The sequence below is a fragment of the Mesorhizobium sp. RCAM 05104 genome (assembly GCF_059683645.1).
In genome coordinates this window covers 7093499-7118759 of the sequence record NZ_CM185033.1, presented here as the reverse complement: position 1 = coordinate 7118759, position 25261 = coordinate 7093499, and the positions used below count along the sequence as shown (strand labels likewise).

Below are 25261 nucleotides of genomic sequence, written 5' to 3'. Positions count from 1 at the left end.
TGCAAAAAGGAGGGTCGCATCGATGCTGATCCGCACGCTCTCCACTTTGGAATGCGCGAACTTGCTGGCTGCCAATCGCGTCGGCCATCTGGCATGCGCTAAGGACGGACAACCCTACGTCGTCTGCTTCAACTACGCCTACGCCGACAGTCACCTCTACGCGGTCTCCTTGCCGGGCAAGAAGATCGACTGGATGCGCGCCAACTCCCTGGTATGCGCCCAGATCGTCGAACACACCCAGGGACGCGGATGGAGAAGCGTGATTGTCGACGGCCGCTTTGAAGAGCTGCCTGACCAGATCGGCCACAAGCTTCAGCGCGATCACGCATGGTCAGTGTTGAGCAAGCACGCGGACTGGTGGGAGCCCGGCGCGCTCAATCCTGTCATGCCTCCCGTGTCAGATAGCTTGCCGCACGTTTTCTTCCGGATTCTCATAGAAGAGATGACTGGCCGGGAAGCAAGTGAGTAGGCTCCACCATGCGTGTGGCCGGTGGCACGGGGAGGCCATGAATTGCGCGGGCGCGGCCCGCTTTCGACGGACCAAGCCCGCGCCCAACTCGATCGCCCAGGCTGCCAGCACGGCGAAAGGGTCTCCAATGCAACATCCGTGCCCCCCATGGCAATCCCAACATCGGCCGCCGCCAGCGCCGGCGCGTCGTTGATGCCGTCGCCGACCTTGGCGACGATGAGCCCCTGCCCTTTCAACTCACCGACAATGCGCTGCTTGTCCTCTGGCAACAGTTCAGCGCGAACCTCGATGCCGAGTTGCTTGCCGATAGCCGCCGCGGTGCGCTGGTTGTCGCCGGTCAGCTTAACAGTCCTGATGCCAGCATCGGTCAGCGCCTTGAGACCGGCCAGCGCGTCCGGCCGGGGCTCGTCGCGCATGGCGATGAACCCGGCCAGCACAGTAGGCGCCCTGATGTCGGTCCTGGCCTGGTGGATGGATCGCTACGACGGCAGTCCGCTTCACTCGGTCATGCCGCCACGCCAATTTTACATACCACCGCCACAACCGTCGGACAGGTTCCACACATCCACGATCTGCTTACCGGTAAAACCGTGTTCATGGATCAAGTATTTTGCCAGCCCGCCATACATTTTCCATCGCCAGCATTGGCAACAGCACGGGCCTTTCTCGTTGGAAGTGGCCATGGCGTAGTCGTAGGCCGCCTGCTCCACGCTGGTGAGTTGCATGTCGTAGTAAGGCATCATCTTCTGCGCGATGCCCGCGGGGATATCGTACGGATCCTGCGGGATCATCGCGATGTCGCGATATTTGGTCAGGCCTTCCGTCTGTTCGGAATAGCGCTTCATTTCCATCGGGCTGCAACACGATCCCTTGATCCGCGACGTGCTCGGCATGGTTGCGATCGACTCAGTGAACTTGGCCGAGCAGGAGCTGTTGCCATTGTGGCTGAGATCCTCGAAACGCTTGGTCAAACCCGGAACGTCCGCGGCGATTGCAAAATCCGGCCCCTTGAAGAAGCTCACAACCGCAGAGGCGCCAAAAAGGCCCCCGAGAACAACCATTCGTCTATTTGGGTGCATTGTTCGAATCATGGCGAACTCCGTTGCCGGCCCTCAGCCGATACGCGTGAAAATGGGAAATTGCTGAAGCAGCCAGAATGAGAATGTCGACATCTGTCCCGTGATCATTGCGATCCCCATACCCACCATGACTACACCTGCTGCTGGCTGCAGCAGCCGGCCCGCTCGGCGCATTACGCTCAGTCGCTGCGTCAGGTTATCGGTGAACAGGGCAGTAAGCAGGAACGGAAGGCCAAGGCCAAGCGAATAGATCGCAAGCAAGGCAACGCCGTCGGCAACGGTGGCAGAGGCAGCGCCCACGGTCAGTATCGAACCGAGAATAGGACCGATGCACGGCGTCCAGCCGAAGGCGAAGGCAAGGCCGAGGACATAGGCGGATACCACTCTGCCCCCGGCGATGTCGGCATGAAATCTCGCTTCGCGCATCATCCAGGATGGACGAATTAAGCCGGTGAGGAACAGCCCGAACAGGATGACGATGGCACCGCCGACGAGATTGAGTTCGTAGCGGTAGCCGATCAGCATTCGGCCGAGCACCGAAGCACTGGCGCCAAGCACGATGAAGACGGTAGAGAAGCCGAGCGCGAAACACAGGCTCAGTCCGACCGCCGCCCAGCGGGCCGCGCCAGTTCGATCGGCCGACGCGACCGTTAGTGCCCCTCCGGCCACATACGAGACATAGCCCGGCACCAGCGGCAGCACGCAAGGCGACAGGAACGAGAGCACGCCCGCGCCGAATGCGGCCAGCACGCCGATGTTGGAGATCTCGGGCATCGATCAGTTGTCCCCTGATTGCCGGCAAAGGCCTCATTTCTTAACGGCTCGCGTCTGCTCGATCAATTTCTTCATCGTCGCAAGGTCGGTGGCGCCGGGAAAGATCTGGTCGCCGACGACGAAGCCCGGCGTTCCGGTGATTCCCAGTGCCTGGGCCAGTTGCGTATTCTTTTCTATCGCCGCCTGGATCTCCGGAAGCTGCATGTCGGTCTTCAGGCGAGGGATATCGAGGCCGATTTCTGCCGCGACCTTGAGCACCACTGCCTCGGTCACCCGTGTCCTGGCGTCATAGAGGGCCTTGTGGAATTGCGCGTATTTGTTCTGGCGCTGGGCAGCGAGCGCCGCCTTGGCCGCGAACACGGAATCCGGGCCGAGGATGGGGAATTCCTTATAGACGATCCGGAGCTGTGGGTCGTCGGCCACCGCTTGCGCCATGATCGGCGCCACCTGGCGGCAATAGGGGCAATTGTAGTCGAAGAATTCGGCCATGGTAACATCGCCGCTGACGTTGCCGCTGACCGGGCTGGCCGGGTCGCGAAAAATCTCATCGGCCTTTGCCGCCAGCGCGGCTTTCGCCTCCTTCGCCGCAGCCTCGCGCTGGCGGGCGTCCAGGGTCTGCAAAGCCTCCATGACAACTTCAGGGTGAGAGAGGATGTAGTCGTGCACCCGCTGGTCGAACTGGTCCTGGGACATCTCTCCGGCGGCGACTGCCTGACCGTGCGATCCGGGACCGAGTACGAGCCAGGCCGTGGCGACGACCAGGATGAGCGCACGGGCCATTTTGCCGGTGCCCCTGGGCAATTTGATTGAATTGTGGATCACAAGAATTTCCTTCCTCTGTTTCGAATGATTATGATGGTCCATCAAAAAAAGCTTTTGATCCTCGCCCACCACCCGGTTTCCTGATGCGGAAGCTCGACTTTGTTGGTAAGCGCATTGACGAAGGTGACGAGGTTGACCGGCGCGAAATTCAGGCCGTGGAAGTTCGCCCGCCAGCGGCCCTCCTTGTCGATCACATGGGTAACGGTGCCGTGCATCTGATAGCCGTCATCGGTCGGGGTGAACTTGTGGCCGAAGCCTTCCGCCAGCTTGCGGGTCGCATCCTCTGGCTGATCCTGGGTCGTGGTCAGGAAAAACCAGTTGACCGGGTCCAGCCCGTGCCCTGGCCCGTATTTGCGCAGTACGTCCGGCGTGTCTCGCGTCGGGTCGGTGGTAATGGTCACGAAGGTGACCTGATCCTTCATCGGCGTGCCGTTCACCATCGCCTGAATCTCGGCGATCTTCTCGGCATGCAATGGGCACACGTCCGGGCACGATGTGTAGATGAAATTGAGGATGACGACCTTGCCGCGCAGATCGGCTGGCCGCACGACGCGTCCGTCGGCGGTGCGCAGGGTGAAATCGGGTGCCGGCTTGTCGATCGGCTGGAAATATTTCTCATCGCTCTCCAGCATGGCGTCGACTTCGTCGAGCGAATGAGCACGGGCCATCGGAACGATGGCAACGATCAACGCCAGGACGGCAACCAGATTTTTGAGTAAACGCATTGAACCTCCAAGACCGCGACCCGGCTGACCCCTCGGCGCCTCCATTCGTCATGACCGATGATACCGACTGGGCGGTTCTCTGATGTTACAGGCGCCGTCGGCCGGCAGGCGCGTTTTCAACTGCATCCCCGTGTGCGGATGTGTGCTGCTTTTGTCGCCGTCTGGTTCATCTGATCGTTCTCGTCAGGCGTCTTCGAATCGACATCAGTTGAGCTGTGTCCGGCGGTCGTGCGGTTCATGCACAGGCCAAGCGCACACATCGCAGCGCAGGGGAGCATTGCGAGAAGCAGCGGCGCGATCCCGGCCGCGACCAGCCAGCCCCAGTTGAATGCAACGCCGGCCACGGCTACGGACGCGCCGGCCACGATCAGGCCTCGCCGACCGCCGAGATAATATCGGATGGCGTGCAGAACGTCGCGCCCAAGTGAGGCCTGTGAAATTGGGGGCGATTGTGTGTTGGACATGTTTGTTCCTTTTTCAGTTGGCGGCGATGCGGCCACGAATGAAGTCGATCATATCAGGCGTATCCCATTCGGCCGGGCCGATCAGCCGGCCGATTTCCTTGCCGTCGCGATCTATCAGCAAGGTTGTCGGGAGACCGATGGTGCCGATGGCGAACATGGCCTTGGCCGAGGCATCGACACTGAGGGCGAGATGCTCGATACCGATCTCGGCGAAGAACTTTTTGACCACATCCGGGCCGGCGCGATCCACTGACAGCGCAACGACCTCGAAATCAGACCCGCCGAGTTTGCCCTGCAGCCGGTCGAGCGTTGGCATTTCCTTCCGGCAGGGCGCGCACCATGTCGCCCAGATGTTGAGCAGCACCACCTTGCCGCGGAAATCCGCAAGCGTTTTGGGTTGCCGGTTCGCGTCCTGGAATTGGAATTCCGGCACCGGCACCGGAGTCTCGTGAACGGCAAAATTCTGCGGTGCCTCGACGCCGGCTGCGGGCTGCGCCACCGCGAGCATCGCTCCTAACAGAGCGAGAGCGAACATCTTCATGGCTGGCGTTCCTTCGCCTCGGCCCTGAGACGCTCGACCAACGGCAGGATCGTTTTCTCAAGCGCCTCTTGCGTCACCGCGCCAATGTGCTTGTAGGCAATGTGACCGTTGGCGCTCACCACAAAGCTTTCCGGTACGCCGTAGACGCCCCAGTCGATGGCGACGCGGCCGTTCAGGTCCGCGCCGGTTCGCGTGTAAGGATCGCCCTCCGTATCAAGCCATCTCGCGGCATCTTCAGGCTGGTCTTTGTAATTGAGCCCATGCACCGGCACCTTCCTGCTTGCTGCCAGTTGCATGAACGCGGGATGCTCCTCGCGGCAGGCCAGGCACCATGACGCAAAGACATTGACCAGCGAAACCTCACCACGGAGATCGCCGCTCGACAAACCAAGGGTGCGCCCCTTAACCGGCGGCAGGCTGAACGCGGGCACCGGCTTGCCGACAAGCGCCGAGGGAATGTCCGAAGCATTGCGTGTCAGCCCCCAGGCAAGCACAACGGCCAGCCCTGCGAAAAGCACCACAGGCAGGACAACCAGCCGCCGCCGCAGCGTGGTGTGCTGCGCGTCAGGCACATCCGAATGAACGATGTCACCGCGGGCCATCATGCCCCCGCCCGAATGTGATCCCCTGTCCCGTGCGCACATATCTTGCGAGCGCCGCGACGGTAAGCATCAGAACCAGTAGGACAACAACCCGCAACCGACTGAACATCATGGCGAGCCAGGTCTTGGCGGGACAATCGGACAGGTTGGCCACCATCGAGGTCGCTCCTCAGTCGGTCGCGTAGACGGTGGGCGCCTTGCCATCCTTGGTGAAGGCGTAGACGACGAAGGGGCCGGACTTCTCGCCGCCCATGCCAGGCGCGCCCGAGGGCATGCCGGCCAGCGTGATGCCCGTGATGGGGGGCCGCTCCGCCAGAAGCTTCTTGACGATGTCGACCGGCACCAGGCCGTCGACGACATAGCCATCGACCATCAGGGTGTGGCAGCCTTCGAGGTCGGCCGGCACGCCGGCGTCGCTGCTGATCTGGGAGAGATTGTTGACCGGCTTGATGTCGACCTTGAAGCCGTTGTGCTCAAGATAGTTGGCATAGGACTCGCAGCAACTGCACTGCGGGTTCTTGTACATCACGGCGTTGATCGTTGCCGCGAAGGCGGGCAGCGGCGTTGCGATCAGCGTAGCAAGGGCGGCGAGGCGGTAGGTCAGTTTCATTACAATTCTCCTTTGGATAAGCGGCTCAAATTCACGTCACACGAAAAACTGTCATCAGGCCGGCCATCTGGTGGTCGGCGACGTGGCAGTGCAGCATCCAGTCGCCGGGATTGTCGGCGACGAAGGCGCATTCGATCGTGTCCTTGGGGGCGAGCAGCACCGTGTCCTGCCATTGCCGGTTCGGTACCGCTGAACCGTTGCGCGCAAGCACTAGCAGGCTGAAGCCATGGACATGCATCGGATGCCACCAGGCGGTTTCGTTGCGCATGGTGAGATGACAAGTGGTGCCGCGTTTCAGGGTGAACTGCGGCGCCATGCCGGCGTGGCCGTCACCGGTCATCGACATGCCGTTGATCGCCCACGCAGCGCCACCATTCATGCCCGGCCTCGCCATGCCCGTCATGCCACCGACGCCGGCGAGCTTGCCGCCACCCATCATGCCACCCTGCAGGACGATCTCCTGGCGCTCGGCACTGGCGAGATCGGGTTGCGGCAACGGGTTGCGCGGCAGGCCAAGCGGCGCGTCGAGCGGATGGGTCCGCAGCGGCGATGCGCTGTCATAGGCAAGCGTGGTCAGCGTGTAGGCGAGACCGTCATAGAAATCGTCAGTCACGGTATGGCGGCTACCGGGGTCGCCCTGCATGTCGAGCACGATGTCGATGCGCATGGCCGGCGCCAGCATGAGGCGGCCGTCCTCCGGTTCGTGCGGGTCGCAGGGCTGGCCATCGATCGCCACGATGACCGGGCGATGGCCTTCGAAGCGAAGCGCCACCATGCGAGCGAGGCAAGCATTGACCAAGCGCAACCTGACGCGCTCACCCGCTTTCACCAATTGATCGACCGGCACCGTCCCATTGACGGTGACGACGTTGCCGACACGGCCCGACATCGCCGCATCCATCGCACTGCCGAAGCGAGGGGCGAGTTGCTTATCGTCGGTCAGCCGCCAGTCCTGAAGCAGCCACAGGAGGTCGCGGTCGACGACAATGGGTTCAGCCTCCTCGACAATGAGGGCACCGGCGAGCCCACGGCCGAGTTGTACAAGGCTGTCGGCGTGCGGATGGTACCAGAAGGTGCCGGCGTCGGGCGGCGTGAACTCATAGACGAAATTTTCGCCCGGCTTGATCGGCTTCTGGGTGAGGCCCGGCACGCCGTCCATGGCGTTCGGCAGCCGGATGCCATGCCAATGGGTGGTCGTGTCTTCGTCGAGCCCATTCTCCACGGTGATGCGAAGCGGCCGGCCTTGTTGTACGCGCAACGTCGGGCCAGGAACGGTGCCGTCATAAGCCCAGACAGTGGTCCAAGGAGCGTCCGGACCGGCAAGGCTGGCGCGGCCGTGCGCGGCCTTTAGCTCGCGCTCATCGAGCTCGGACGCCCGGAGTGACCTCGCGGTCAACAGAGTTGTCGAGGCAATACCCGCCGCTGCCTGAAGCAATCTTCGGCGCGAGAAGAAATATACAAAGTCGGTATCCAACCCCTGACCCTTCCTGGATCGCAGAAGCCGATGGGAGGCAGCGAAACTCGGTCGCCGTCATAACCATCGAGATCGCCGCCAACGCGTTAGTTAAATGGCGCGGGCGAGAACAGACGCAAAAATCAGCTACTGAGGCCACTGACGTCGCGTCAGGCGAGAACGCTGGATTTGGGAGGGGATGGGTCGGGAACGGAATTGCGCCCGGAAAGGAGCGGATATTGCCATGCAAACAGCCGCGCTGTCAGCTTCATCAGGTTAAGCTCGAACGCCTGCGGCAACATCGCTAGAACTGGAGCGACGCACACAGGCGGACAGTGCATTGGATTGCCGTTGTCGCCAGACCCTTTCTGGCACGCCGCGCAGCTACCAGCGGCGCGCATGTCGGGCATGGTCATGTTCGTGTCGGATAGCATGGTCATGCCGATGCTGGGCGTCATGGCCATCTTGGCCGACATGGCGCTGGCCTCACCGGCAGAAAGACTGAACCCGGCGGTCACGAGTACCGCGAGCAGCAAAGCAATAACATGTTTTGGCGACAACCGTGCCTTCATGTTCTCAGGCTGATCTCGAAATGCGAATTTGGCAAGCCAAAACGAAAAGCTGCGACGTTTGAGCAATCCCGCTCACCAACGCGTGATTGCAGCGGCTGATCCTATTCGGCACTGCAGCTAGGCTAGGGTGTGCGGCGCCGAATTCCGCTGGCGCTTACGCCCTCATCACACAGCCAGTATGTCCCATAAGCCAAAGCCATTCAAATTTTAGATAAAATTAGCGATCATTTTAGATTTATACAATTCGATATTTCTATTATATCGACCGACATTTTACTTAAAACCACATTTGCGATTTTGCGTCAAATAAATCCGCCTATGGCAATGTGTCTCCTCAAACGGGGAGACAAGAACAATGAAGAAGACGGCGATCAACCTGTTGCTGTTGACAATGGCTATTCAGATTTACGCTTGGGGAACTGCATATGCGGCAGGACCGGCCTTCATGCATACTGGCGGCCGCACCACCCAGCCGGTCGGCCACTACGAGTTCTGCCAGAAACTTCCGCAGGAATGCAATGAGAGGACGCCGAAGCAGGCGCCGGTCGAATTGACCCGCAAGCTGTGGGCGACGGTCGTCAACATCAACAATTCGGTCAACACGAGGATCAAGCCCCTCACAGACATCGAGCAAGGGGGCAAAGAAGAAGTCTGGTCCTATCCCGACACGGGCTTCGGCGACTGCGAGGATTATGCGCTGGAGAAGCGTCGGGAACTGATGAGCGCCGGTGTTCCGGCCGGAGACCTGCTGATAACGGTGGCGCGGCGGTCGAACGGCGATGGCCATGCGGTGCTCACCATGCGCACCAGCCTCGGCGATTTCATCCTCGACAATCTGGAACCCAAGGTGCTGGTCTGGACTGACACCGACAATACCTACCTGAAGCGCCAATCGGACCAGAATTCAGGCGTTTGGGTGACGATCAACGAGGGCCGTGAAGACGCGGTCGCCAGCGTCCATTAGAGCACAAGGACAACGAGAGCAAATTGGCGCCGAACGGCGTCAGTCCGCCATCTCGGAACAAGTATCACTTTGTGTCTTGTTGTCCCAAAGCGGCCCCAGCGCCTCGATCAGGTCGACGATGCGGGCCTTCAGCCGTGTCATGCCGGCTGTGACTGTGGCACCCGCTTGGCGGTCGCCATCGCCCAGATGCCGGCCAGCACCATCGGTGACGACAGGATCATGCCCATGGTCAGCCAGTTGGTGCCAAGGAGATAGCCGAGTTGCTGGTCGGGCTCGCGGAAGAACTCGACGAAGATGCGTGACAGGCCATAGCCGCAGATGAAGGCGCCGCCGACGAAGCGCGGGGTCTTCAGCTTGAGGCGCGAATGGGTGAGGATGCGCAGCACGAGGAAAAGCACGACGCCCTCGAGCAGGGCCTCGTAGAGCTGGCTCGGATGGCGGGCAAACGGGCCGCCATTGGGAAATTCGATCGCCCAGGGCACGTCAGTCGGCCGGCCCCAGAGTTCGGAATTGATGAAGTTGGCGACGCGCACCAGGCCGAGACCGACCGGCACGCCAGCCGCCACGACATCGAACAGCGACCAGGTGCGGATCCCGCGCTTGATGGAAAACAGCGTCATGGCGAGGGTGACGCCGAGCAGGCCGCCATGGAACGACATGCCACCTTGCCAGACGGCGAAGATGTCGAGCGGGTGGGCGATGTAGCGCGGCAGGTCGTAGAACAGCACGTAGCCGGTGCGGCCGCCCAGCACGACGCCGATGGCAGCCCAGACGATGAAATCGTCGAGGTCTTCGGGCTTCATCGGCGGGATGCCGTTCGGCCACAGCTTGGCATTGGCGGCGAGCCGCTTGGCATACCACCAGGCGAACAGGATGCCGACGATGTAGCCGACGCCGTACCAGTGCACTGCCAGCGGCCCGATCTGGATCAGGATCGGGTTGATGTTGGGAAAGGGCAGCGAGGCCAGCGGCAGCAGGAAATATTCGTTCAACGGGGAGCTCTCGGTTGCGGTCGCATTCGGCGCGGACCATGCGGCAGGGTTTTGGCGGGGTCAAGGCAAGCCTGTGCTTGCATTCCGCGTCGCGCGCGCTAGCTCAAGTCAAACAGTGACTTTCCTGCAGGTCGACCAATCGGGAGCAGTATGAATGGGACCGCTTCGCGGCTACTTCCACTCGTCTCGCCTGGGAGGGCGAAGTGCTTCGAGGCAAAAACTTGACACTCGCTGAGCCTATCATAGATTTTGGTCCCGCTGAAACATCCAGCAAACCGCTCGACTGCCTCGTCATCGGCGCTGGCCCGGCAGGTCTGACCGCTGCCATCTATCTTGCGCGATTTCATTTATCGGTCCTCGTCGTAGACGCCGGCAGAAGCCGTGCGGCTTCAATTCCGATGTCACACAACGTTGCTGGTTTTCCAGAAGGGATCTCAGGCCCCGCGCTTCTCGCGCGTATGCAAGAGCAAGCACAACGTTATGGCGCCGCCGTCCGCAAAGGTGAAGTTTCCAGTTTGAGAATGGAAGATGATGTTCTGATCGCCAATGGAACGAATTTCGCCGTGCCCGCTCGAACCGTTCTTTTGGCAACAGGCGTGGTCAATCGACGCCCCACGATTCCTGATGATCTGCATGACGAGGCGCTGGCTCAAGGACTGTTGCGATATTGTCCGATATGCGATGGCTATGAGATGACCGATCGACGTATTGGGGTGATCGGAACTGGCGCGAGGGGTCTACGTGAAGCGGAGTTCTTGCGCAGCTACAGCGATGACGTGACGCTCATCGCTCCGGATGACGTGCATGATCCTGACGTAGCAAAAATGGTGCCGCTCGGAGCCAGCGGAATCAAAATGGTTAACGGGCCCTGTCTCCGATTTCTCCTGATGCAAGATGAGATTATTGTCGAGTTGCCTGATGGGCGGCTCACTTTTGGAGCTATTTACCCGGCTCTTGGAACTGACGTCTGTTCGCAGCTCGCGCGTTGCGCAGGCGCCCACCTATCAGCAGATGGATGCATTGTCGTCGACCGTCACCAGAGAACCGACGTGCCAGGCCTCTACGCCGCTGGCGATGTAGTAGTCGGGCTTGATCAAATCAGCAATGCAATCGGGCAAGCCGGGGTCGCCGCCGCCGCAATTCGGAATGATCTGGCCGGCTGGCGCGCACTGCGACGCTGATTTCTTCTAAACAGATGGGTCATGATTGCGGCTGGGTTTTATTCTAAGCGCATGTCATAGGTGCCTGATTATGGCCAAAGAGTAGAAGTTTGAGAAACGAAAGCAAGCGAGATGTCGCAGCGGGGCGGCTCCGCCCAGGCAAGACTCTGGCGGCAATCGTCTCCGTGGCAGCGTTCGTGCTCGACTTGGGGACAAAGAGTTGGGTGCGCGCGTCGCTTCCATCTCCCGACGGGCTCGACCCATTGCCGTTTTTGGCGCTGCGCCCGCGGTACAACGAGGGCACGACGTTCGGCCTGCTGTCGGGCGGCACCACATCAAGCCTGACGGTTTTAGTGACTGTAACCGTGCTTGCCGTCGTCGGTCTTTGGTGGTGGGTCGCGCGTGCGCAAGGGCCACGGGTCATCCTTGGCGCTGGCCTCATGGCAGCCGGCGCACTCGGCAATCTCGTCGATCGGCTGTCCATAGGGATGGTGACGGATTTTATAGGTCTGCATGTGGGCGGTTGGTATTCCGTCATCTTCAATCTGGCCGACATTTGGGTGGTTCTCGGTTCGATTCTGGTGTTCTTTGGCTCGCGTGGGATACACAAGAAAGGTCCCGACGAAGCCTAGACAATTGGTCAATGGACTGCGACACCAGCCGAACTTCAGGATCACCGCCAGGGATCAGAAGAAAGCCGTCAAACCCCTGAGTCTCAGCCAGCTTGAGCAGGAAGGCAACGGCGCCGTCATCGTCGGAGCCGGGCCACGTCATCTGCCGATCAGCGTAACGCGAGAAACGCGGCAAAGGGGTATCGGCGCTCACCAGCCAGACCGGCACCTTCTGCGCGCCAAGGCTCCTGGCCAGCGCCAGCGTGCCATGCGCCCCACCAAGAATGATAACCCCGGCGGGCCGACTTTTAGCATATTCGCGCATCTCCACCTGAGAGAGCATCGGTCAACCCACCTGTTGGCACCTGGTCAATGGTCGGTGCGCAAGCAGGCCGATTGACTTGGATTGTGAATCCGTAGCCCAAGCTTGTTAATTGACTGCCCGGGATCATTCCTCTCCATGACCTCGACAAAACACTTCGGCGCCCTTCCTGTTGCGTAGGGATCTTCGATCAGCGCCATTGCCCATGGTCACTCCGGTGGAGGGCAAAACATCCGCAGTTGCTCCACGTGAATGCAGTTGGCACGCCCACAAGCTGCCTGACCGATCCGCACTCGCGTAGCGGTCGTCTACCAGCTGTTTGAGCCCATTGCCCTAATCTTCAATTTACCATTAAATCTAGCGCACAATTTTTGACGGGATATCGCCACGGTGTTACCGCATTTCGACTCCAGTAAGCGATGATTAACCATTAGGATCGATACCGGATGTGAGAACCACGCATCCGTTTGGGCAAATCCGGGGACAAACGGCAGCCTGCAAGGCCTTTTGATTTGAACAACGTCGAACGACATAAAAACGGGCGGCACCATCACATGAGCGTCTGGCCGAGATGGCTGGCAGCGGTGATTCTTGCCTTTGGTTTTCTTGCAACGGCTGCGACCGGCGCCAGCGCCGAGACACGTTCGCTGAAACTCTATCATCTGCACACACAGGAAAAAGCCGAGATCGTCTTCAAACGCAATGGGCGCTACGATCCAGAAGGTCTCAGGAAGATCAACATCATCCTGCGCGACTGGCGTCGCAACGAGCCGACCAAGATGGATCCGCGTTTGCTGGATCTGGTCTGGGAAGCGTATCGCGCCAGCGGCGCCACCGACTACATCCAGGTCGTATGCGGCTATCGCTCGCCGGCGACGAACTCGATGCTGCGCAGCCGCAGCAGGGGTGTAGCTAAAGAAAGCCAGCACATGCTCGGCAAGGCGATAGACTTCTATATTCCCGGCGTGCCGCTGAAGAAGCTGCGCAATATTGGCCTCAAGCTGCAGGGCGGCGGCGTCGGCTACTATCCGACGTCCGGTTCACCATTCGTCCACCTGGATGTCGGCAATGTGCGCCACTGGCCGGGCATCAGCCGCCAGGAACTCGTCAGCCTGTTCCCCAACGGCAAGACGCTGCATGTGCCGAGCGACGGCAGGCCGCTGCCTGGCTATGAACTGGCGCTTGCCGCCTACAAGGCGCGCAAGGGTGCTGGCGCTCCCGCCATCGAAATGGCCAGCGCCGGCGGTGACACCAGAAAATCTGGTGGCCTGCTGGCGGCCTTCTTCGGCGGTGGTTCCGACGAGGCGGACGACAGCGTAGACGTGGCTACAGCCGCACCTGCTCCCAAGCCAAGGAACTTGAAGCCCGCGCCCGCCTCTAAGAGCGGCGACCTGTCGGGCATTGCCATCGTGGCGCCGCAGGATGCCAAGCGCGCCAAGAATGCCCAGGCTCCCGAAGATGTGCCGCAGGCAGTCGATGACCCGGCACCGCAGAAGGACACACCGGAGACGATCATAGCGGCGCTGCCAGCGCGCAGCATTCCACTGCCTGATTTTGCCCCGCGCTCGAAGGCGGATGCCGATGCGACGACGCCGGAAAATGTTCCGTTCGACGCAGCAGACGCCGCCACCATCGAGCAGACGGTGGCGATGGCTCAGGCCCCAGCCAACATTCCTTCCGGCATGGCGGATCCGTCCACAGTTGCCGATCCAGCGCAGGTGGGGACCAACAACATTCCGCTGCCGAGCTGGCGTCCCGACCATTCATTGCCGGCTGATCTTGCACCGTGGGACAAGGACGTGCTGGTGGCGCTGGCGGACACGGCATCACACGACCAGACCGCCACCGATGCCTTCTCGGTGCTGCCGCCTGCGGGTCCGGATGAGGTCAAGGCCGTGCTCAAGCAAGCCAGCGCGACCGACGGATATCAGGTGGCCTCGCTCTCGGGGCCACGCTCGCCGTTCAACAACCCGTCGGGGGTCGACGCCGCATCGCCCCGCGATGCCATCGCTGCCCGCCCGGCTGGTTCCGATCCGGCTCTGGCGATCGGCACAGGCGTGAAGACGACGCGCAAGGAATCAAGGGCCACCGCCCACGACCTGAAGCATAATCCCAAGGCGGTGGTGGTTGCCGCCGCACCGCAGGCCGCCCGCTGGGCGTTGAACAGTGGCGAAAACATCGCCACCGTTTCCAGCGCAACGACGGCGCCGCGCTATGCCTACAACATCGTGCATAGCCCGCCGAGCGAGGTGTACACCGCAGGCTTCCAAACCGACAACCAGATGGCCGATGCCAACCGGTTCACCGGCAACGCCGTCAGGTTCCTTTCGGTCGCCCGCTTCCAGACCAAGTAACGGTCTGACCAACCACCCAAAAAGCCGCGCCGCAGGCCACCCGTCGAGCCCAAATTCGACACTCAGTCAGGTCCACCAGCGATGACGGCAACGATGCAGACTTTGGTAGCGCAGTGGCAATGACTGTGAAAGCGGGCCGCGATGCGGTGCCTGCTCCAAAAAATGCGATGATTGGAATATACGACGAAGACGCAAGGAAAAGCCTCGGCTTCAAAATCTGCTTCGCGGATTGCGTTGGCGTTCAGGTCATATTTCTGGTCAACGGTATCTTGAGAGTTTCAGCGAGGCCATCGCTAGGTGCGTTCGTTAAGGGAGTCATTAACACGCCGCGGCAGCCAGACGCCGGCAAGGGGTGAGCGCTAACATGACCAATCAAAACACAAACGAAACGCACAGCGCCCCGGTGGCAAAGTTGTCGGGGCGCGATCTGCTCACGCCGCTCGCAATCATCGTCGCCGGCCTCATGGTCTCAGGGTCGATCGTGTGGAGCAGCCGGCCGCCGCCGCAACCCGCGGGCCTGGAATCCATCGCTGCCGCGCCACTGACGGACACTGTCGCGTCTCCGGCGGAGCCTGCCCAGCCACCGGGTCCGGCGGCGGATATCGCGAAGGTCAATCTGCAGGGAGAGCCATTCATCGGCGACGCCGATGCGCCGGTCGTGGTGGCCTACTGGTTCGACTACCAGTGCCCGTTCTGCCGAGAGACAGAGGAGACCATTCTTCCCGATCTGATCAAGGACTACGTCGATACGGGCAAGGTTCGAATCGTGTTCAAGGACTTTGAGTTCCTCGGACCCGACTCCCAGACCGCCGGCGCTGCGGCCCGTGCGGTCTGGGAAACGGCGCCCGACAAGTTCCGCGCCTGGCACAAGGCGATGTTCGACAAGCAGGACGACGAAAACGCCGGTTGGGGAAAGAAGGACGACATCATCGCCTTGACCAAGGCGATCGCCGGGATCGACGTGGCGAAGGTCGAGGAACTGATGACCAGCCGGGCGGCCGACTACGATAGGGCAATGCAAACCGATGAGGCCGAAGGTAACGGCATGGGCGTCGAGGGCACGCCGGCTTTCCTGGTCGGCAAGCAAATGATGGTCGGGGCACAGCCCTATCGAGTGTTGAAGGCGGCAATCGATGAGGTGCTGAGCACAATGTAACCGAGTCAGCTGGCAAGGCGGGCTCGCATCGTGCTCTAACGGCTACTCCTATCCATGAACCGCGCAACTGGGTTGCCATCGGTCCAATGGCTGGCCGATCGGGCTAGGAAACCAGCAACATTCCGGCTCATGCCATGAGCATGACGGCACGGTCAGTTTCGACGCCCGGGTTCGAACAAGACCGCTCCGGCTGAATCTCAGCTGGAGCGGTCTGTGACAGACAAGATGTCTGACCTGGATTAGGCCTTCTTGGGGGCAGCCTTTTTCGTCGTGTGCTTCTTTGCAACTGGGCACTTATGCTTCTTGGTCACCTTGCAGGCTTTCTTGGTGGTCTTCTTCGGAGCAGCCTTCGCAGGCGCAGCTGCCGGAGCAGTCGTCGTAGCAGCGGGAGCCGCTGTCGTGGTGGCAGCGGCGTTGCCGAGAGCCGGCATCGAGAAGGCGAGAGCAACGGCGAGACCGAGAGCGGAGAGGAGGGACTTTTTCATAGCTTCGTTTCCTTTTTTGTGCAGATCGGGTTGAGAGTCACTGATCCGCGTCGATCGGTGTCACTCCTAGCAGTTTCAAAGCATTTGCGAGCATCCGGATTCCTGTGCCTGTTTCTTGATGGCGCAGTACCGATTTCCCCTCCTTTGAAGTGCTTTCGCCGCGGTGACCTGCGTTGCCGTGGCATGAGTTTTGAGTGCGTCATCAAATTGGTGGCTGAGATTGCTGCAACGCTCAGTTCGGGTGATCGCGACCTTTGCGTCCGAGCGTTCGACCGCAGCCGCTAAGAGCGATAGGCCGAGCAACGCACCCATCAAGCTGATCGAAACCCTTTGCATGGTTTGGCCGCACATCCCGAAGATTAGTGTCGCAGCCGATGATCTGACCGCACACTCCACCTATGCCCTCGAATTCTTTTCGGAAGTTTTTCCGGATTGTAGAATTTTGTTTCTGGATTGTTTCTGCGGATTCGTCGTCAGATCGGCGCATGGCGGTCTCCGCCCAATGCTGTCACCGTCGCAAAGACCGCCTCACTACTCACAGCAGGGACGGCGTGGTCCGAGTTGGCTACCACGGACTGACACGAAGCCAGTAGACGGAATCAAATTTTTCGTTAACCCTGCTGACGGACAATGCTGCTGCTGCGATCAGCACGTCCCGCGACATCCAGACTGGCCGTATCGGGCCAAGACTGGAAGTTGGACCTAAGGGGAACGAGATACGGTGCTTAACAAGCTGCCCAGATTCTTGATTATGTCAACGCTGGCAATTTTCATGTCAGGGTGCGTGTCGACCGTTCTTGACGTTGCCGACAAGGCAAACCAGCCAATCAATGCAAGCCTCGTCAGCGATATGAGCAGGCGCAAAATGACGCCTGCCGACCCGATTCTGGTCCGCATCTTCAAGGATGAAAGTGAGTTGGAGATCTGGAAACGCGATCGCACTGGGCGCTACGCGCTCTTGAAGACCTTTCCGATGTGCCGTTGGTCCGGGAAACTTGGACCGAAAACCAGGAACGGCGATCGGCAAGCTCCAGAAGGATTTTACACGGTCTCCGCAGGCATGCTGAATCCAAATTCGCAGTATTATCTGTCGTTCAACCTCGGTTACCCGAACAAGCTGGAAAACGCCCTTGGCTACAGCGGCGAGGCGCTGATGGTTCATGGCGCCTGCTCATCATCGGGATGCTTTGCGCTCACGGATGCCGGCGTTGCGGAAATCTACACGGTCATCCGGGAAGCCATAAGGGGCGGCCAGACAGCATTTCAGGTGCAGGCTTTTCCATTCCGGATGACCCCGGAGAATATGGCAAAGAACCGAAACGACCCCAACTATAGCTTTTGGACAAACCTCAAGCAGGGCTACGACAATTTCGAGGTCACGGGGCGACCGCCTAAGGTCTCTTACTGCGGCAGACGGTATGTTTTCGACGCGGAGTTTGAAGGTGGCGATCCACGCGATCCACTGGCTTCATGTCCACCTCTGCTAAATTGGGAAAATGGTGCAGTGGCCGCTCGAGACGATGCTGATGCACGAAAGACGGAAGCGCTTCTTGCCTCCGGCACAGCCCTCGAAGCTCATGCCTATTCGGATGGAGGCATGCACCCAAGCTTCCGGAAACTTCTCCAAAGCCGCGGCGCAGCTGCTCTCGCCAAGAAAACCTCATTGGACGACGTGCCTATCAGCCGTCCGGAGGCCGCGTTGGCGGACCCGCATCGTCCGGGCGAATGAGGCTTTTGGGGGCGCCCCTTTCGCCACACCAGTGAACCTGCGGAGCTACAAGCAGGCGGATGGCGTCAACGCCGGGTAGTCCTCTTGTTAGGCGCTCACGCGATTTTTATAAAAAGGTAAGGTATCGATCAGACTTCTCACTCAGAATATTTGGTCATGAGATATTTATTGGTCCGAACCGGTCTGGCCTTTCTCTCGCTGATCCTGATTTTGCATTTCGGTGCGATATTGGAAGTCGCTCGCGCTTGTACGCTTGATGTCGCGCATGTGCCGCCCAGTGCGACCAGCTCTCCGGTAAGCGCCTTTTCTGCCCGCGATGCTCAAGATCACGATAGGAAACAGGTTCGGCCTTCCACGGATCTTCACTGTCAGTTTGACGCCGCTGTGGCTCAAACAAGCTTGAAAGGTAGGGTTCCATTCAGGCGAGCCGCATATGTTCCAGCCGAAATATGCCTCGTCGGCTCCACGGTCGACGTCTCCAACAAACCTCCCAGCATCGAAGTGCATAGCTGACAACTACCACCAATTCAGTTGTGCCTCAGATGAGGGAAAAAATGTTCAATCGTCGTTCAGTGATGTTCGGTTTGACCGCCGTCATCCTAAAGCGTGTCGCGTTTTAATGGATTCAGGATTCCCATTGATTTGAGTTCGTGATTCATTGCGGTTGAAAGGAAACCGCGATGGGCAAGCCGCTACCGCTTGAGTTGCGTCGGCGTGTTGTTGCGTATGTCGATGAGGGACATGGTCACCGCGATGCAGCGCGCCACTTCCGCGTTTCGCCTCGCTTTGTGAACAATCTAATCAACCTGCGCCGGCAGACCGGTTCGCTTGAAGCGCGCCGGCAGGGCCATGTGGGCGGCGGGAAGCTTGAGCCGCATGCCGAGTTTTTACGCTTGCGGTTGGCCGAGACCGGCGAACTGACGCTGGACGAGCTTTGCGTCGAGCTGGAGGTGCGTGGGGTGAGCGTGCACCGCTCCAATGTCGGGCGCCTGCTCAATCGGCTGGGGCTCAGTCATAAAAAAACTCTACAGGCCAGCGAGCAGCAGCGGGCCGACGTGCGCCAGGCGCGTGAACTGTGGATCGGGCGGCGAAAGCGCTTCTTCAACAAGGCTTTGGCGCGCCTGATCTTCATCGATGAGACGTCGACCAACACCAAGCTGACCAAACGCACCGGCTGGGCGCCGAAGGGCGAGCGCTTCAAGACGCATGCGCCATTCGGCAAATGGCAGACGCAGACCTTCATCGCCGGGCTGCGATGCCACGGTCTTGTCGCGCCGTGGATCGTCAATGCACCGATGAATGCCGCCATCTTCGAACGCTACGTCGAAACTCAGCTCACTCCCGAACTGTCGCCCGGCGATGTCGTCATTCTCGACAATGTCGGCTTCCACAAGAACGAGCGCGCCGCCCAACTGGTTCGCCAAAGGGGCGCCTGGCTCTTGTTCCTGCCGCCATACTCGCCCGATCTCAACCCCATCGAGATGGCCTTCTCAAAACTCAAGGCGCGGCTGCGAAAGAAGGCGGCCAGAACCTTCGACGCTCTCTGCAAGGCTCTCGGCGATATCTGCCACCTGTTCGAGCCAACCGAATGCAGAAACTTCTTCAAGGCTGCCGGATATGAGGCCAATTAATCGCGACACGCTTTAGCTCCGCAAACGGCCCTTGCCGCGAAGGTCAAAAACAAATTTGTGCTCGACGCCAAATTTATGCCGCAACTTGTGGATTTTCCGAGCATCTACGCGATCGGATCTGTGGTCGTCGATCCCAAGAATCGCTTCGTGTACCTTGTTGAAGCAACAGGAGTGGCCAGGCGTTACGGTGTCGGCGTGGGCCGGGCAGGTCTCGCTTGGTCAGGGACAGCGGAAGTCGCCCGAAAGGCAAAATGGCCAAGCTGGACGCCAACGAAGAATATGATCAAGCGCTCCCCGGAGAAATACGGGAAGTACGCCGGGGGTGTCGCGGGCGGTCCAAGCAACCCGCTTGGTTCGCGAGCCCTTTATCTTTATCGGAACGGTCGCGATACCTACTATCGGATTCACGGCACGACAGAGCCTTGGACGATCGGCCGGGCGGTATCCAACGGCTGCATTCGAATGCTCAATGAGCATGTGGCCGATCTCTATGAACGCGTCCCGATCGGAACGATAGTCGTTGTTCTGTGACACAGAGAAAATGTCATCATCCATGTTCGACAGGAGGCTTCGCTGCAGCGCTCTATTGGATACGGCACTCCAAGACGAAATGCGCATCCTGGAGCGTCTTCGTTCCGCTGGTCGAAATCTGCTGGCGGAAAGGTCCAACGCTTGGTGCCTTACGACGGAAGTGTGAGAGATATTCGCGCCCGCATGCGCTAGATTGGTGTGCCCGCCCAGACAGAAAAGGGAGGGCCCATGCCGGGCGGTCGTATGGAACCCGCTAGGAATATGGAGGCAGCAAAATGGGACCGGAAAAAAGTGAAATCAATCGACGGACCGCCGTTCTGATCGCAATAGTGTCAGCGGTCACGATGTCTGGCGGCTCGACCGAGGCGGAGGAGGCAAAGTTCACGACCCTGACGAGTTTTCAGTTGGCCGAGATGCTGAAGAAAAAGGACTTCTTCTTCGTGAACGTGCACACGCCATATGAGGGCGAGATCAGAAATACTGACGCCTTTATTGTCTTCGACAAAATCGCGGATAATCTTGACAAGCTTCCGAAGGATAGATCTGCAAAGATCGTACTGTATTGTCGAAGTGGGCGAATGAGCGAAATAGCGGCACGGGAGTTGACGCAACTCGGTTTCAGCCAAGTGTCACACTTATCGGGCGGAATGATCGATTGGAAGAAGACCGGCTACGATATCCTTGAAAAGTAGCGTGCGTGCGGGGAATAGCAGCGAGGCTCGGCAGGCAAACGGAAGTTAGTCTCGACTTCCTGACGCCTGCGAGGCTTCGAGCTTTGCCTAAGCAGGTCGGCTATATGTGATCTGTGGTCTGGGACCTGGGCGGGAGCCGACATCCCACGCCCCGAGTTCATGCACATAGCCCGAGAAAAAATGTCCGTCTTAGGCGAGACGCACGTCCCTATTGAACCGCGCCAACCAGGACGGGTTGGCCTTCACGGATCGAGACCCATTGTCCGGTGTTGTCGATCGCCTGACGCTTCAAGAAAGTATAGTCTGTCTCATCCCACTGGCGGACTTTGTCGGTCAGATTGTCCAAGAGATAATCGCCCTTGTCGGTGCGCACCGTCAGCACCGCATGTCCTTCGCCGTCGGGCTTGCGCAGGACAGTGATCAGAAGATCGGCAAGCGACATTCCCATGCGGTTCAGTTCACGGCGTTTCTCGAGCACATAGTCCTCGCAGTCGCCGACGCCTCGGTCCGGATAGGCCCAGACCTCATCCTTGCCGTAGATGTCCAAGTCACTCATCGGCTTGATCGCGGCGTTGACCTTGGCGGTGACGCTGGTCAGTTCTCGCCACAGCGCGTCGGTCATGGTGGCGGGTGCCAGTTTGCTTGGGCGAATGGAGCATTCGGCCGGATTGGCCTTGCAAAAATCGTAGTGTCCGATCGGCTGCGAGGTGAGGCCGCCCGTTGCCATCGGATGGGCAGCAACGGCGGACACCGCAGCCAATGCCGAAACGACCAATCCCACCGCAGTCCCGGCAGCCGTGCGCACGATCCGCGTCGTCGAAAAGGAAAACATTGTCCCCGCTCGTCCCTGATTGTTAACGAAACGTTAACGACCATTTACAGTGCGTGTCAATGATGCGGCCCGCCAGATCAGCGGCATGGTTACTGACATGTCTGTGGCGACTGCGACAAACGGCCGCCGAACACCGAGAGGCGTTCAGGCGGCCCTCTTCTCGGCGGAGCCGGCGTTCATCGTGCTCTGCTCGACGGCGTCGATCGTCGGCCGTTCATAGGACGATATGGTCTTGCGCCCGAACTCGATCGCCACCTGCGGCAGCGCGCCGTTCATGTAGGCCAGCAGCGTCTGCTTGACGATGATGTAGAGGCGGTTCTTCTTCTCGCGCACCGTCTTGATCTTGGAGGCGACAGGCCCGACCACCGCGTAGGACAGGAAGATGCCGAGGAAGGTGCCGACCAGGGCCGCACCGATCAGGCCACCGAGGATTTCCGGCGACTGGTCGAGCGCCCCCATCGCCTTGACCACGCCAAGCACGGCGCCGACGATGCCGAGCGCCGGCAAGCCGTCGCCGACCGCCACCAGTGCGTGATAGGCCTTCATCTTGTCGGACTTGATGGTCTGGATTTCCTCGTCCATCAGCGCCTCTATCTCATGCGAGCGGGCATTACCGATGATGATGATGCGGCAATAGTCGCAGATGAAGGCCATCAGGTCGTGGTTCTTGAGCACGGTCGGAAAGGCCTGGAAGATCGCCGACTCCTCGGGATTGTCGATATGCGCCTCGACCTCGCTGCGCGACTTCGAGCGCATCAAGCTGGGCACACGCCGAGCGTTTCCAGATAATCCTGTTCCTTCGGCACCGCTTGCTTGAACGCCTCGATGATGCCCTTGCCGGTATCCTTGACCGTCTTCATCGGATTGGCGACCAGGAAGGTGCCCAACGCCGCGCCGCAGATGACCACGGCTTCCCACGGCTGGACCAGCACGTGCAGATGGCCACCCATGGCCATGAAGCCGCCAAGGACGCAGCCGAGCGTAACCACCAGTCCAATCAGAATGCCCACGCAAGGTCCTTCCAAATTTCAGCTCAGGATCCTCAAGTATCGTGTCTTGTGTGAGGCTTGTTGAGCTACACGGAGGGTTATCCGTCACCCCGAGAATATTACCAACGCCGCGCAAATATGGTCCCGCTCACGGCCCCAATTGCGGCCAGGCCTGCGATAGCGATCGTATACCACGTGGCAACAAACAGCGGCGAGTCGTCCGTACACTGGGCCGCGTAGAGCGTCGCTGCAATCGCTCCCGCAAATATCCCACAAACCGCGCCTGCAAGGGTCGGCCGCGTCGGCGCGCCATAGCGCAGGACCGTCTGAAAAATGGCCAGGGGACCGATGCCAATCAGCGGAATGTAGGTCAGGCAAACCATGCTGTTCTTGCCAATCATCCTCGCCGACCAGACATTCGGAGGAAGAACGAAAAGTTCGACAACCACCGCAATGGCGATGAGTACGGGAGCGATGGCCAGGTACGGAAGCGCTTTTCGCAACGCATCGCCCGGGCGTGAAAGTGCGCGAGCGGGACCAAACGCGCTCGCAGCGAGCGATATCGTCACAACGAACTTGAACAGAAACCACGGCGTCCGGGCAGCCTCGACGAAGTCCGGTCGCAGACCGAGCGTCACGAAGAAGACAATCGCCGCAACCAGAATTGCCAGTCCCACCGCGCCTAGCCAAACTTTGGAGAGCGGCACCACAGGCCGTCGAGCGTCTGTAGCCAAAGCCCTGATGAGATCACTTGTGTTCATTGCAATTCAGCCCGAATAGTCGATTGAAGGCGCTGCTTTTACCATATTCGTTCAAAGACCCGCCGTGGTTACCTCGATTCCTATTTAATATCGGCCCGGCGGCCATCCACTGCGCTCCAACAGCTCCTAATGACCGCACATCTGATAGGCGTAGGTGACGACGCCAATCAGATCTTTTTGCCCCGCGGCCGTTGTCCATCGCGAACAGCTAGCAGGCAACTTTATCATCCGCGAGCTATCTCACGCTGGCAACGTCAGCCTAAAAAGCTCAACCCGCTTTTTCGTAAGAGTTCGTTGAAGGTGACGCCCATTCGTTTACCAAAGCAGGGTTTTTTTAACCGATCTCAAGTCGACCCTGAGGTTCCATTAACCAAAAAGCACCAAAGAGCGACGAAATTGACCATCGGGACGTGACCGATCACAGGCCTAGGACTGAGCCTGCTTGGAGCCTTGTGAATGAACAGCCCCGCGCGAATGCCTTGGGTCGATATGGCAAAGGGCCTTTCGATCATCCTGGTCGTCATGATGTATTCGGCCTACAACACCGGGGAATATACCGGGAAAGTTGGCTTCCTGCATTACGCGATCGGCTTTGCAACGCCCTTTCGAATGCCCGAGTTTTTTCTGATTTCAGGACTCTTCCTCTCGCAGGTGATCGGTCGGCCGTGGCGGCGCTATGCCGATCGTCGAATTGTGCACTATCTTTATTTCTATTCTGTCTGGGCGGTCATCATGATTGGCCTGAAAATAGGCATCTATGGCCGAGACCCTGGTGCGATGCTCTACGATGTCGCCGTGTCACTGGTCGAGCCATATGGCGTTCTGTGGTTCATCTACATGCTGGCGGTATTCGGCCTTGTAGCAAAGCTGTTGCGGCAATTCCGGATTCCTGATGAAGTCGTGACCTTGCTAGCGGCCGCGTTTCAGATGTCGGCCCTTGAGACGAGCAGCTATGCTCTTACGCAGTTCGCTGCCTATTTCGTTTTCTTCTATCTCGGCTACGCGATGGCGCCGTTCGTATTTCGCCTCATTACATGGACGCAACGCCACATTGCCCTGTCGATAGCGGGCTTGCTCGCCTGGGCGCTCGGAAACGGCTTGCTGGTCTTTTCACCGGGGTACTCCGTTCAACCAACGGTCACATATATGGGACTGGCAGCCTTTCCACCGTTGCATCTTGGCCTCGCCATCCTCGGGGCCCTGGCACTTTGCATATTGGGCGCGTTGCTTGTCCGACTTCCCTTCATGGAATGGCTGCGCTGGCTCGGCGAGCATTCCCTGGTGGTTTACGTCGCTTTCACGCTTCCGATGTCGATCTTTCGCGCGGCTGCTTTGAGGAGTGGTCTGATCACCGAAACGGGCACACTCAGCCTGGCAGTTCTGGTTGTCTCGGTCGCCAGCCCCGTAGTGCTCTACCTGCTGGTCAAGCGTACTGGGATTGGCGCCTTCCTGTTTGAACGGCCAAACTGGGCGCGCATCGCAAGATCGGACCAAATGGGGGCTCCACTCGGGCACATTTCGTTAGGTGCAGCGCTGAAGGCCGTTGAGTGAACTAGCGCCGAGTGCGGCTGATTGTATCGTCTTTTGAGGTCTCGGACCCGGCAATACGGAAGCAATCTCAGTCGACGCTATGACGTCGCAAAATCACGCGCGCGCCATGGTACCGAAGGCCGAACCACTTCTGGCTGCCTGGCCAGGCATGTTGGTGAAGCGCGAAGACAAACACAGCGGCTCGAATCCCGGCTATTAGAGCTAGATAGCCACATTTAGACCCAACTGCCGCCACAATGCCATCCGAAGCCAATCAGCACGATGCGGTCGAGTGGTGCGAAACCCTGTCTTTGGCCAGTCGCTTCGTTGACTTTATCAGCCGTGACGGGCAACTGTTTCGGCTCAAAATGGCGACAAGCCGTTCCGCCCGGGGAAGAAGCAGCCTTTCTG

At 59.6% G+C, this 25261-nt stretch carries 26 protein-coding genes and 3 pseudogenes; 12 read left to right on the top strand and 17 right to left on the bottom strand.

Translation table 11 applies throughout. From position 1 onward, the window contains the following. Positions 1 to 22: 22 nt before the first annotated feature. Entirely contained in the window at positions 23 to 469 is a 447-nt protein-coding gene (locus tag AC56QP_RS34740) for a pyridoxamine 5'-phosphate oxidase family protein (protein ID WP_489861472.1), read from the top strand. A gap of 92 nt (positions 470 to 561) precedes the next feature. Here AC56QP_RS34740 and AC56QP_RS34735 read toward each other — a convergent pair. The 11 genes and pseudogenes from AC56QP_RS34735 to AC56QP_RS34685 all read right to left on the bottom strand — a co-directional run. After that, a pseudogene (locus AC56QP_RS34735) lies at positions 562 to 903 on the bottom strand (HAD-IC family P-type ATPase); the annotation flags it as partial. Positions 904 to 993: 90 nt separating this feature from the next. Then, on the bottom strand, positions 994 to 1560 hold the full coding sequence (locus AC56QP_RS34730) for a hypothetical protein (protein ID WP_489861473.1): 567 nt from the start codon (positions 1558 to 1560) through the stop codon (positions 994 to 996). A gap of 21 nt (positions 1561 to 1581) precedes the next feature. Next, positions 1582 to 2322 (bottom strand): cytochrome c biogenesis CcdA family protein, encoded by a 741-nt coding sequence (locus tag AC56QP_RS34725; protein ID WP_489861474.1) that lies wholly within the window; start codon positions 2320 to 2322, stop codon positions 1582 to 1584. A 33-nt stretch (positions 2323 to 2355) separates the two neighbouring features. Beyond that, entirely contained in the window at positions 2356 to 3144 is a 789-nt protein-coding gene (locus AC56QP_RS34720) for a DsbA family protein (protein ID WP_489861475.1), read from the bottom strand. A 41-nt stretch (positions 3145 to 3185) separates the two neighbouring features. Beyond that, positions 3186 to 3869: an SCO family protein gene (locus AC56QP_RS34715; protein ID WP_489861476.1), complete on the bottom strand. Its 684-nt coding sequence runs from the start codon at positions 3867 to 3869 to the stop codon at positions 3186 to 3188. Positions 3870 to 3985: 116 nt separating this feature from the next. After that, on the bottom strand, positions 3986 to 4333 hold the full coding sequence (locus tag AC56QP_RS34710; RefSeq protein WP_489861477.1) for a hypothetical protein: 348 nt from the start codon (positions 4331 to 4333) through the stop codon (positions 3986 to 3988). A 13-nt stretch (positions 4334 to 4346) separates the two neighbouring features. After that, the gene (locus AC56QP_RS34705; protein ID WP_489861478.1) at positions 4347 to 4874 is read right to left on the bottom strand and encodes a TlpA family protein disulfide reductase; all 528 of its coding nucleotides are present in this window, start codon (positions 4872 to 4874) and stop codon (positions 4347 to 4349) included. Then, positions 4871 to 5479 carry a DsbE family thiol:disulfide interchange protein gene (locus tag AC56QP_RS34700; RefSeq protein ID WP_489861479.1) on the bottom strand — a complete coding sequence of 203 codons (609 nt, stop codon included), beginning with the start codon at positions 5477 to 5479 and terminating at the stop codon, positions 4871 to 4873. The genes AC56QP_RS34705 and AC56QP_RS34700 overlap by 4 nt, the downstream gene beginning before the upstream one ends. A gap of 166 nt (positions 5480 to 5645) precedes the next feature. Next, positions 5646 to 6086, bottom strand: a complete 441-nt coding sequence (locus tag AC56QP_RS34695) for a DUF411 domain-containing protein (protein WP_497100889.1) — start codon at positions 6084 to 6086, stop codon at positions 5646 to 5648. Between the two features lie 31 nt (positions 6087 to 6117). Next, positions 6118 to 7560, bottom strand: coding sequence for a multicopper oxidase family protein (locus AC56QP_RS34690; protein ID WP_489861480.1), 1443 nt, complete (start codon positions 7558 to 7560; stop codon positions 6118 to 6120). A gap of 149 nt (positions 7561 to 7709) precedes the next feature. After that, positions 7710 to 8177 carry a hypothetical protein gene (locus AC56QP_RS34685; protein ID WP_489861481.1) on the bottom strand — a complete coding sequence of 156 codons (468 nt, stop codon included), beginning with the start codon at positions 8175 to 8177 and terminating at the stop codon, positions 7710 to 7712. A 289-nt stretch (positions 8178 to 8466) separates the two neighbouring features. Here AC56QP_RS34685 and AC56QP_RS34680 point away from each other — a divergent pair, with 289 nt between their 5' ends. Further along, on the top strand, positions 8467 to 9075 hold the full coding sequence (locus AC56QP_RS34680) for a transglutaminase-like cysteine peptidase (protein ID WP_489861482.1): 609 nt from the start codon (positions 8467 to 8469) through the stop codon (positions 9073 to 9075). A gap of 137 nt (positions 9076 to 9212) precedes the next feature. On the opposite strand, the gene lgt is transcribed toward AC56QP_RS34680, so the two are convergent. Beyond that, entirely contained in the window at positions 9213 to 10067 is an 855-nt protein-coding gene (lgt, locus tag AC56QP_RS34675; protein WP_489861483.1) for a prolipoprotein diacylglyceryl transferase, read from the bottom strand. Between the two features lie 221 nt (positions 10068 to 10288). On the opposite strand from lgt, the gene AC56QP_RS34670 reads away from it, so the two are divergent. From AC56QP_RS34670 to AC56QP_RS34650, 5 genes are all read left to right on the top strand, one after another. Next, positions 10289 to 11248 carry an NAD(P)/FAD-dependent oxidoreductase gene (locus AC56QP_RS34670; protein WP_489861484.1) on the top strand — a complete coding sequence of 320 codons (960 nt, stop codon included), beginning with the start codon at positions 10289 to 10291 and terminating at the stop codon, positions 11246 to 11248. 89 nt (positions 11249 to 11337) lie between these two features. Further along, positions 11338 to 11859 carry a signal peptidase II gene (locus AC56QP_RS34665; protein WP_269908458.1) on the top strand — a complete coding sequence of 174 codons (522 nt, stop codon included), beginning with the start codon at positions 11338 to 11340 and terminating at the stop codon, positions 11857 to 11859. Between the two features lie 4 nt (positions 11860 to 11863). Continuing rightward, the gene (locus tag AC56QP_RS34660) at positions 11864 to 12238 is read left to right on the top strand and encodes a hypothetical protein (RefSeq protein WP_269908459.1); all 375 of its coding nucleotides are present in this window, start codon (positions 11864 to 11866) and stop codon (positions 12236 to 12238) included. 476 nt (positions 12239 to 12714) lie between these two features. Continuing rightward, positions 12715 to 14514: a peptidoglycan L,D-endopeptidase MepK gene (locus AC56QP_RS34655; protein ID WP_489861485.1), complete on the top strand. Its 1800-nt coding sequence runs from the start codon at positions 12715 to 12717 to the stop codon at positions 14512 to 14514. Positions 14515 to 14878: 364 nt separating this feature from the next. Then, complete coding sequence (locus AC56QP_RS34650; RefSeq protein ID WP_489861486.1) at positions 14879 to 15670, top strand: DsbA family protein; 792 nt, start codon at positions 14879 to 14881, stop codon at positions 15668 to 15670. A gap of 239 nt (positions 15671 to 15909) precedes the next feature. Here the strand turns inward: AC56QP_RS34650 and AC56QP_RS34645 are convergent, their stop codons facing one another. Continuing rightward, complete coding sequence (locus AC56QP_RS34645) at positions 15910 to 16155, bottom strand: hypothetical protein (protein WP_269908462.1); 246 nt, start codon at positions 16153 to 16155, stop codon at positions 15910 to 15912. Positions 16156 to 16192: 37 nt separating this feature from the next. After that, a pseudogene (locus AC56QP_RS34640) lies at positions 16193 to 16491 on the bottom strand (hypothetical protein). Positions 16492 to 16906: 415 nt separating this feature from the next. Between AC56QP_RS34640 and AC56QP_RS34635 the strand changes: the two are divergent. From AC56QP_RS34635 to AC56QP_RS34620, 4 genes are all read left to right on the top strand, one after another. Further along, on the top strand, positions 16907 to 17884 hold the full coding sequence (locus AC56QP_RS34635; protein ID WP_489863445.1) for a L,D-transpeptidase family protein: 978 nt from the start codon (positions 16907 to 16909) through the stop codon (positions 17882 to 17884). A 680-nt stretch (positions 17885 to 18564) separates the two neighbouring features. Then, positions 18565 to 19515: an IS630 family transposase gene (locus AC56QP_RS34630; RefSeq protein WP_489861487.1), complete on the top strand. Its 951-nt coding sequence runs from the start codon at positions 18565 to 18567 to the stop codon at positions 19513 to 19515. Positions 19516 to 19590: 75 nt separating this feature from the next. Continuing rightward, positions 19591 to 20046 carry a L,D-transpeptidase gene (locus tag AC56QP_RS34625; protein ID WP_489863446.1) on the top strand — a complete coding sequence of 152 codons (456 nt, stop codon included), beginning with the start codon at positions 19591 to 19593 and terminating at the stop codon, positions 20044 to 20046. A 275-nt stretch (positions 20047 to 20321) separates the two neighbouring features. Further along, positions 20322 to 20738: a rhodanese-like domain-containing protein gene (locus AC56QP_RS34620; protein WP_269908157.1), complete on the top strand. Its 417-nt coding sequence runs from the start codon at positions 20322 to 20324 to the stop codon at positions 20736 to 20738. A gap of 208 nt (positions 20739 to 20946) precedes the next feature. Here the strand turns inward: AC56QP_RS34620 and AC56QP_RS34615 are convergent, their stop codons facing one another. From AC56QP_RS34615 to AC56QP_RS34605, 3 genes and pseudogenes are all read right to left on the bottom strand, one after another. Continuing rightward, positions 20947 to 21570, bottom strand: a complete 624-nt coding sequence (locus AC56QP_RS34615) for a transglutaminase-like cysteine peptidase (protein WP_489861488.1) — start codon at positions 21568 to 21570, stop codon at positions 20947 to 20949. Between the two features lie 144 nt (positions 21571 to 21714). Further along, positions 21715 to 22580, bottom strand: a pseudogene (gene motA, locus AC56QP_RS34610) (flagellar motor stator protein MotA). 98 nt (positions 22581 to 22678) lie between these two features. Continuing rightward, positions 22679 to 23320 (bottom strand): NrsF family protein, encoded by a 642-nt coding sequence (locus AC56QP_RS34605; protein WP_489861489.1) that lies wholly within the window; start codon positions 23318 to 23320, stop codon positions 22679 to 22681. Between the two features lie 456 nt (positions 23321 to 23776). Between AC56QP_RS34605 and AC56QP_RS34600 the strand changes: the two genes are divergently transcribed. Further along, a complete protein-coding gene (locus AC56QP_RS34600) occupies positions 23777 to 24871 on the top strand; it encodes an acyltransferase family protein (protein WP_489861490.1) in 1095 nt (364 codons plus the stop codon). Positions 24872 to 25261: the final 390 nt, after the last annotated feature.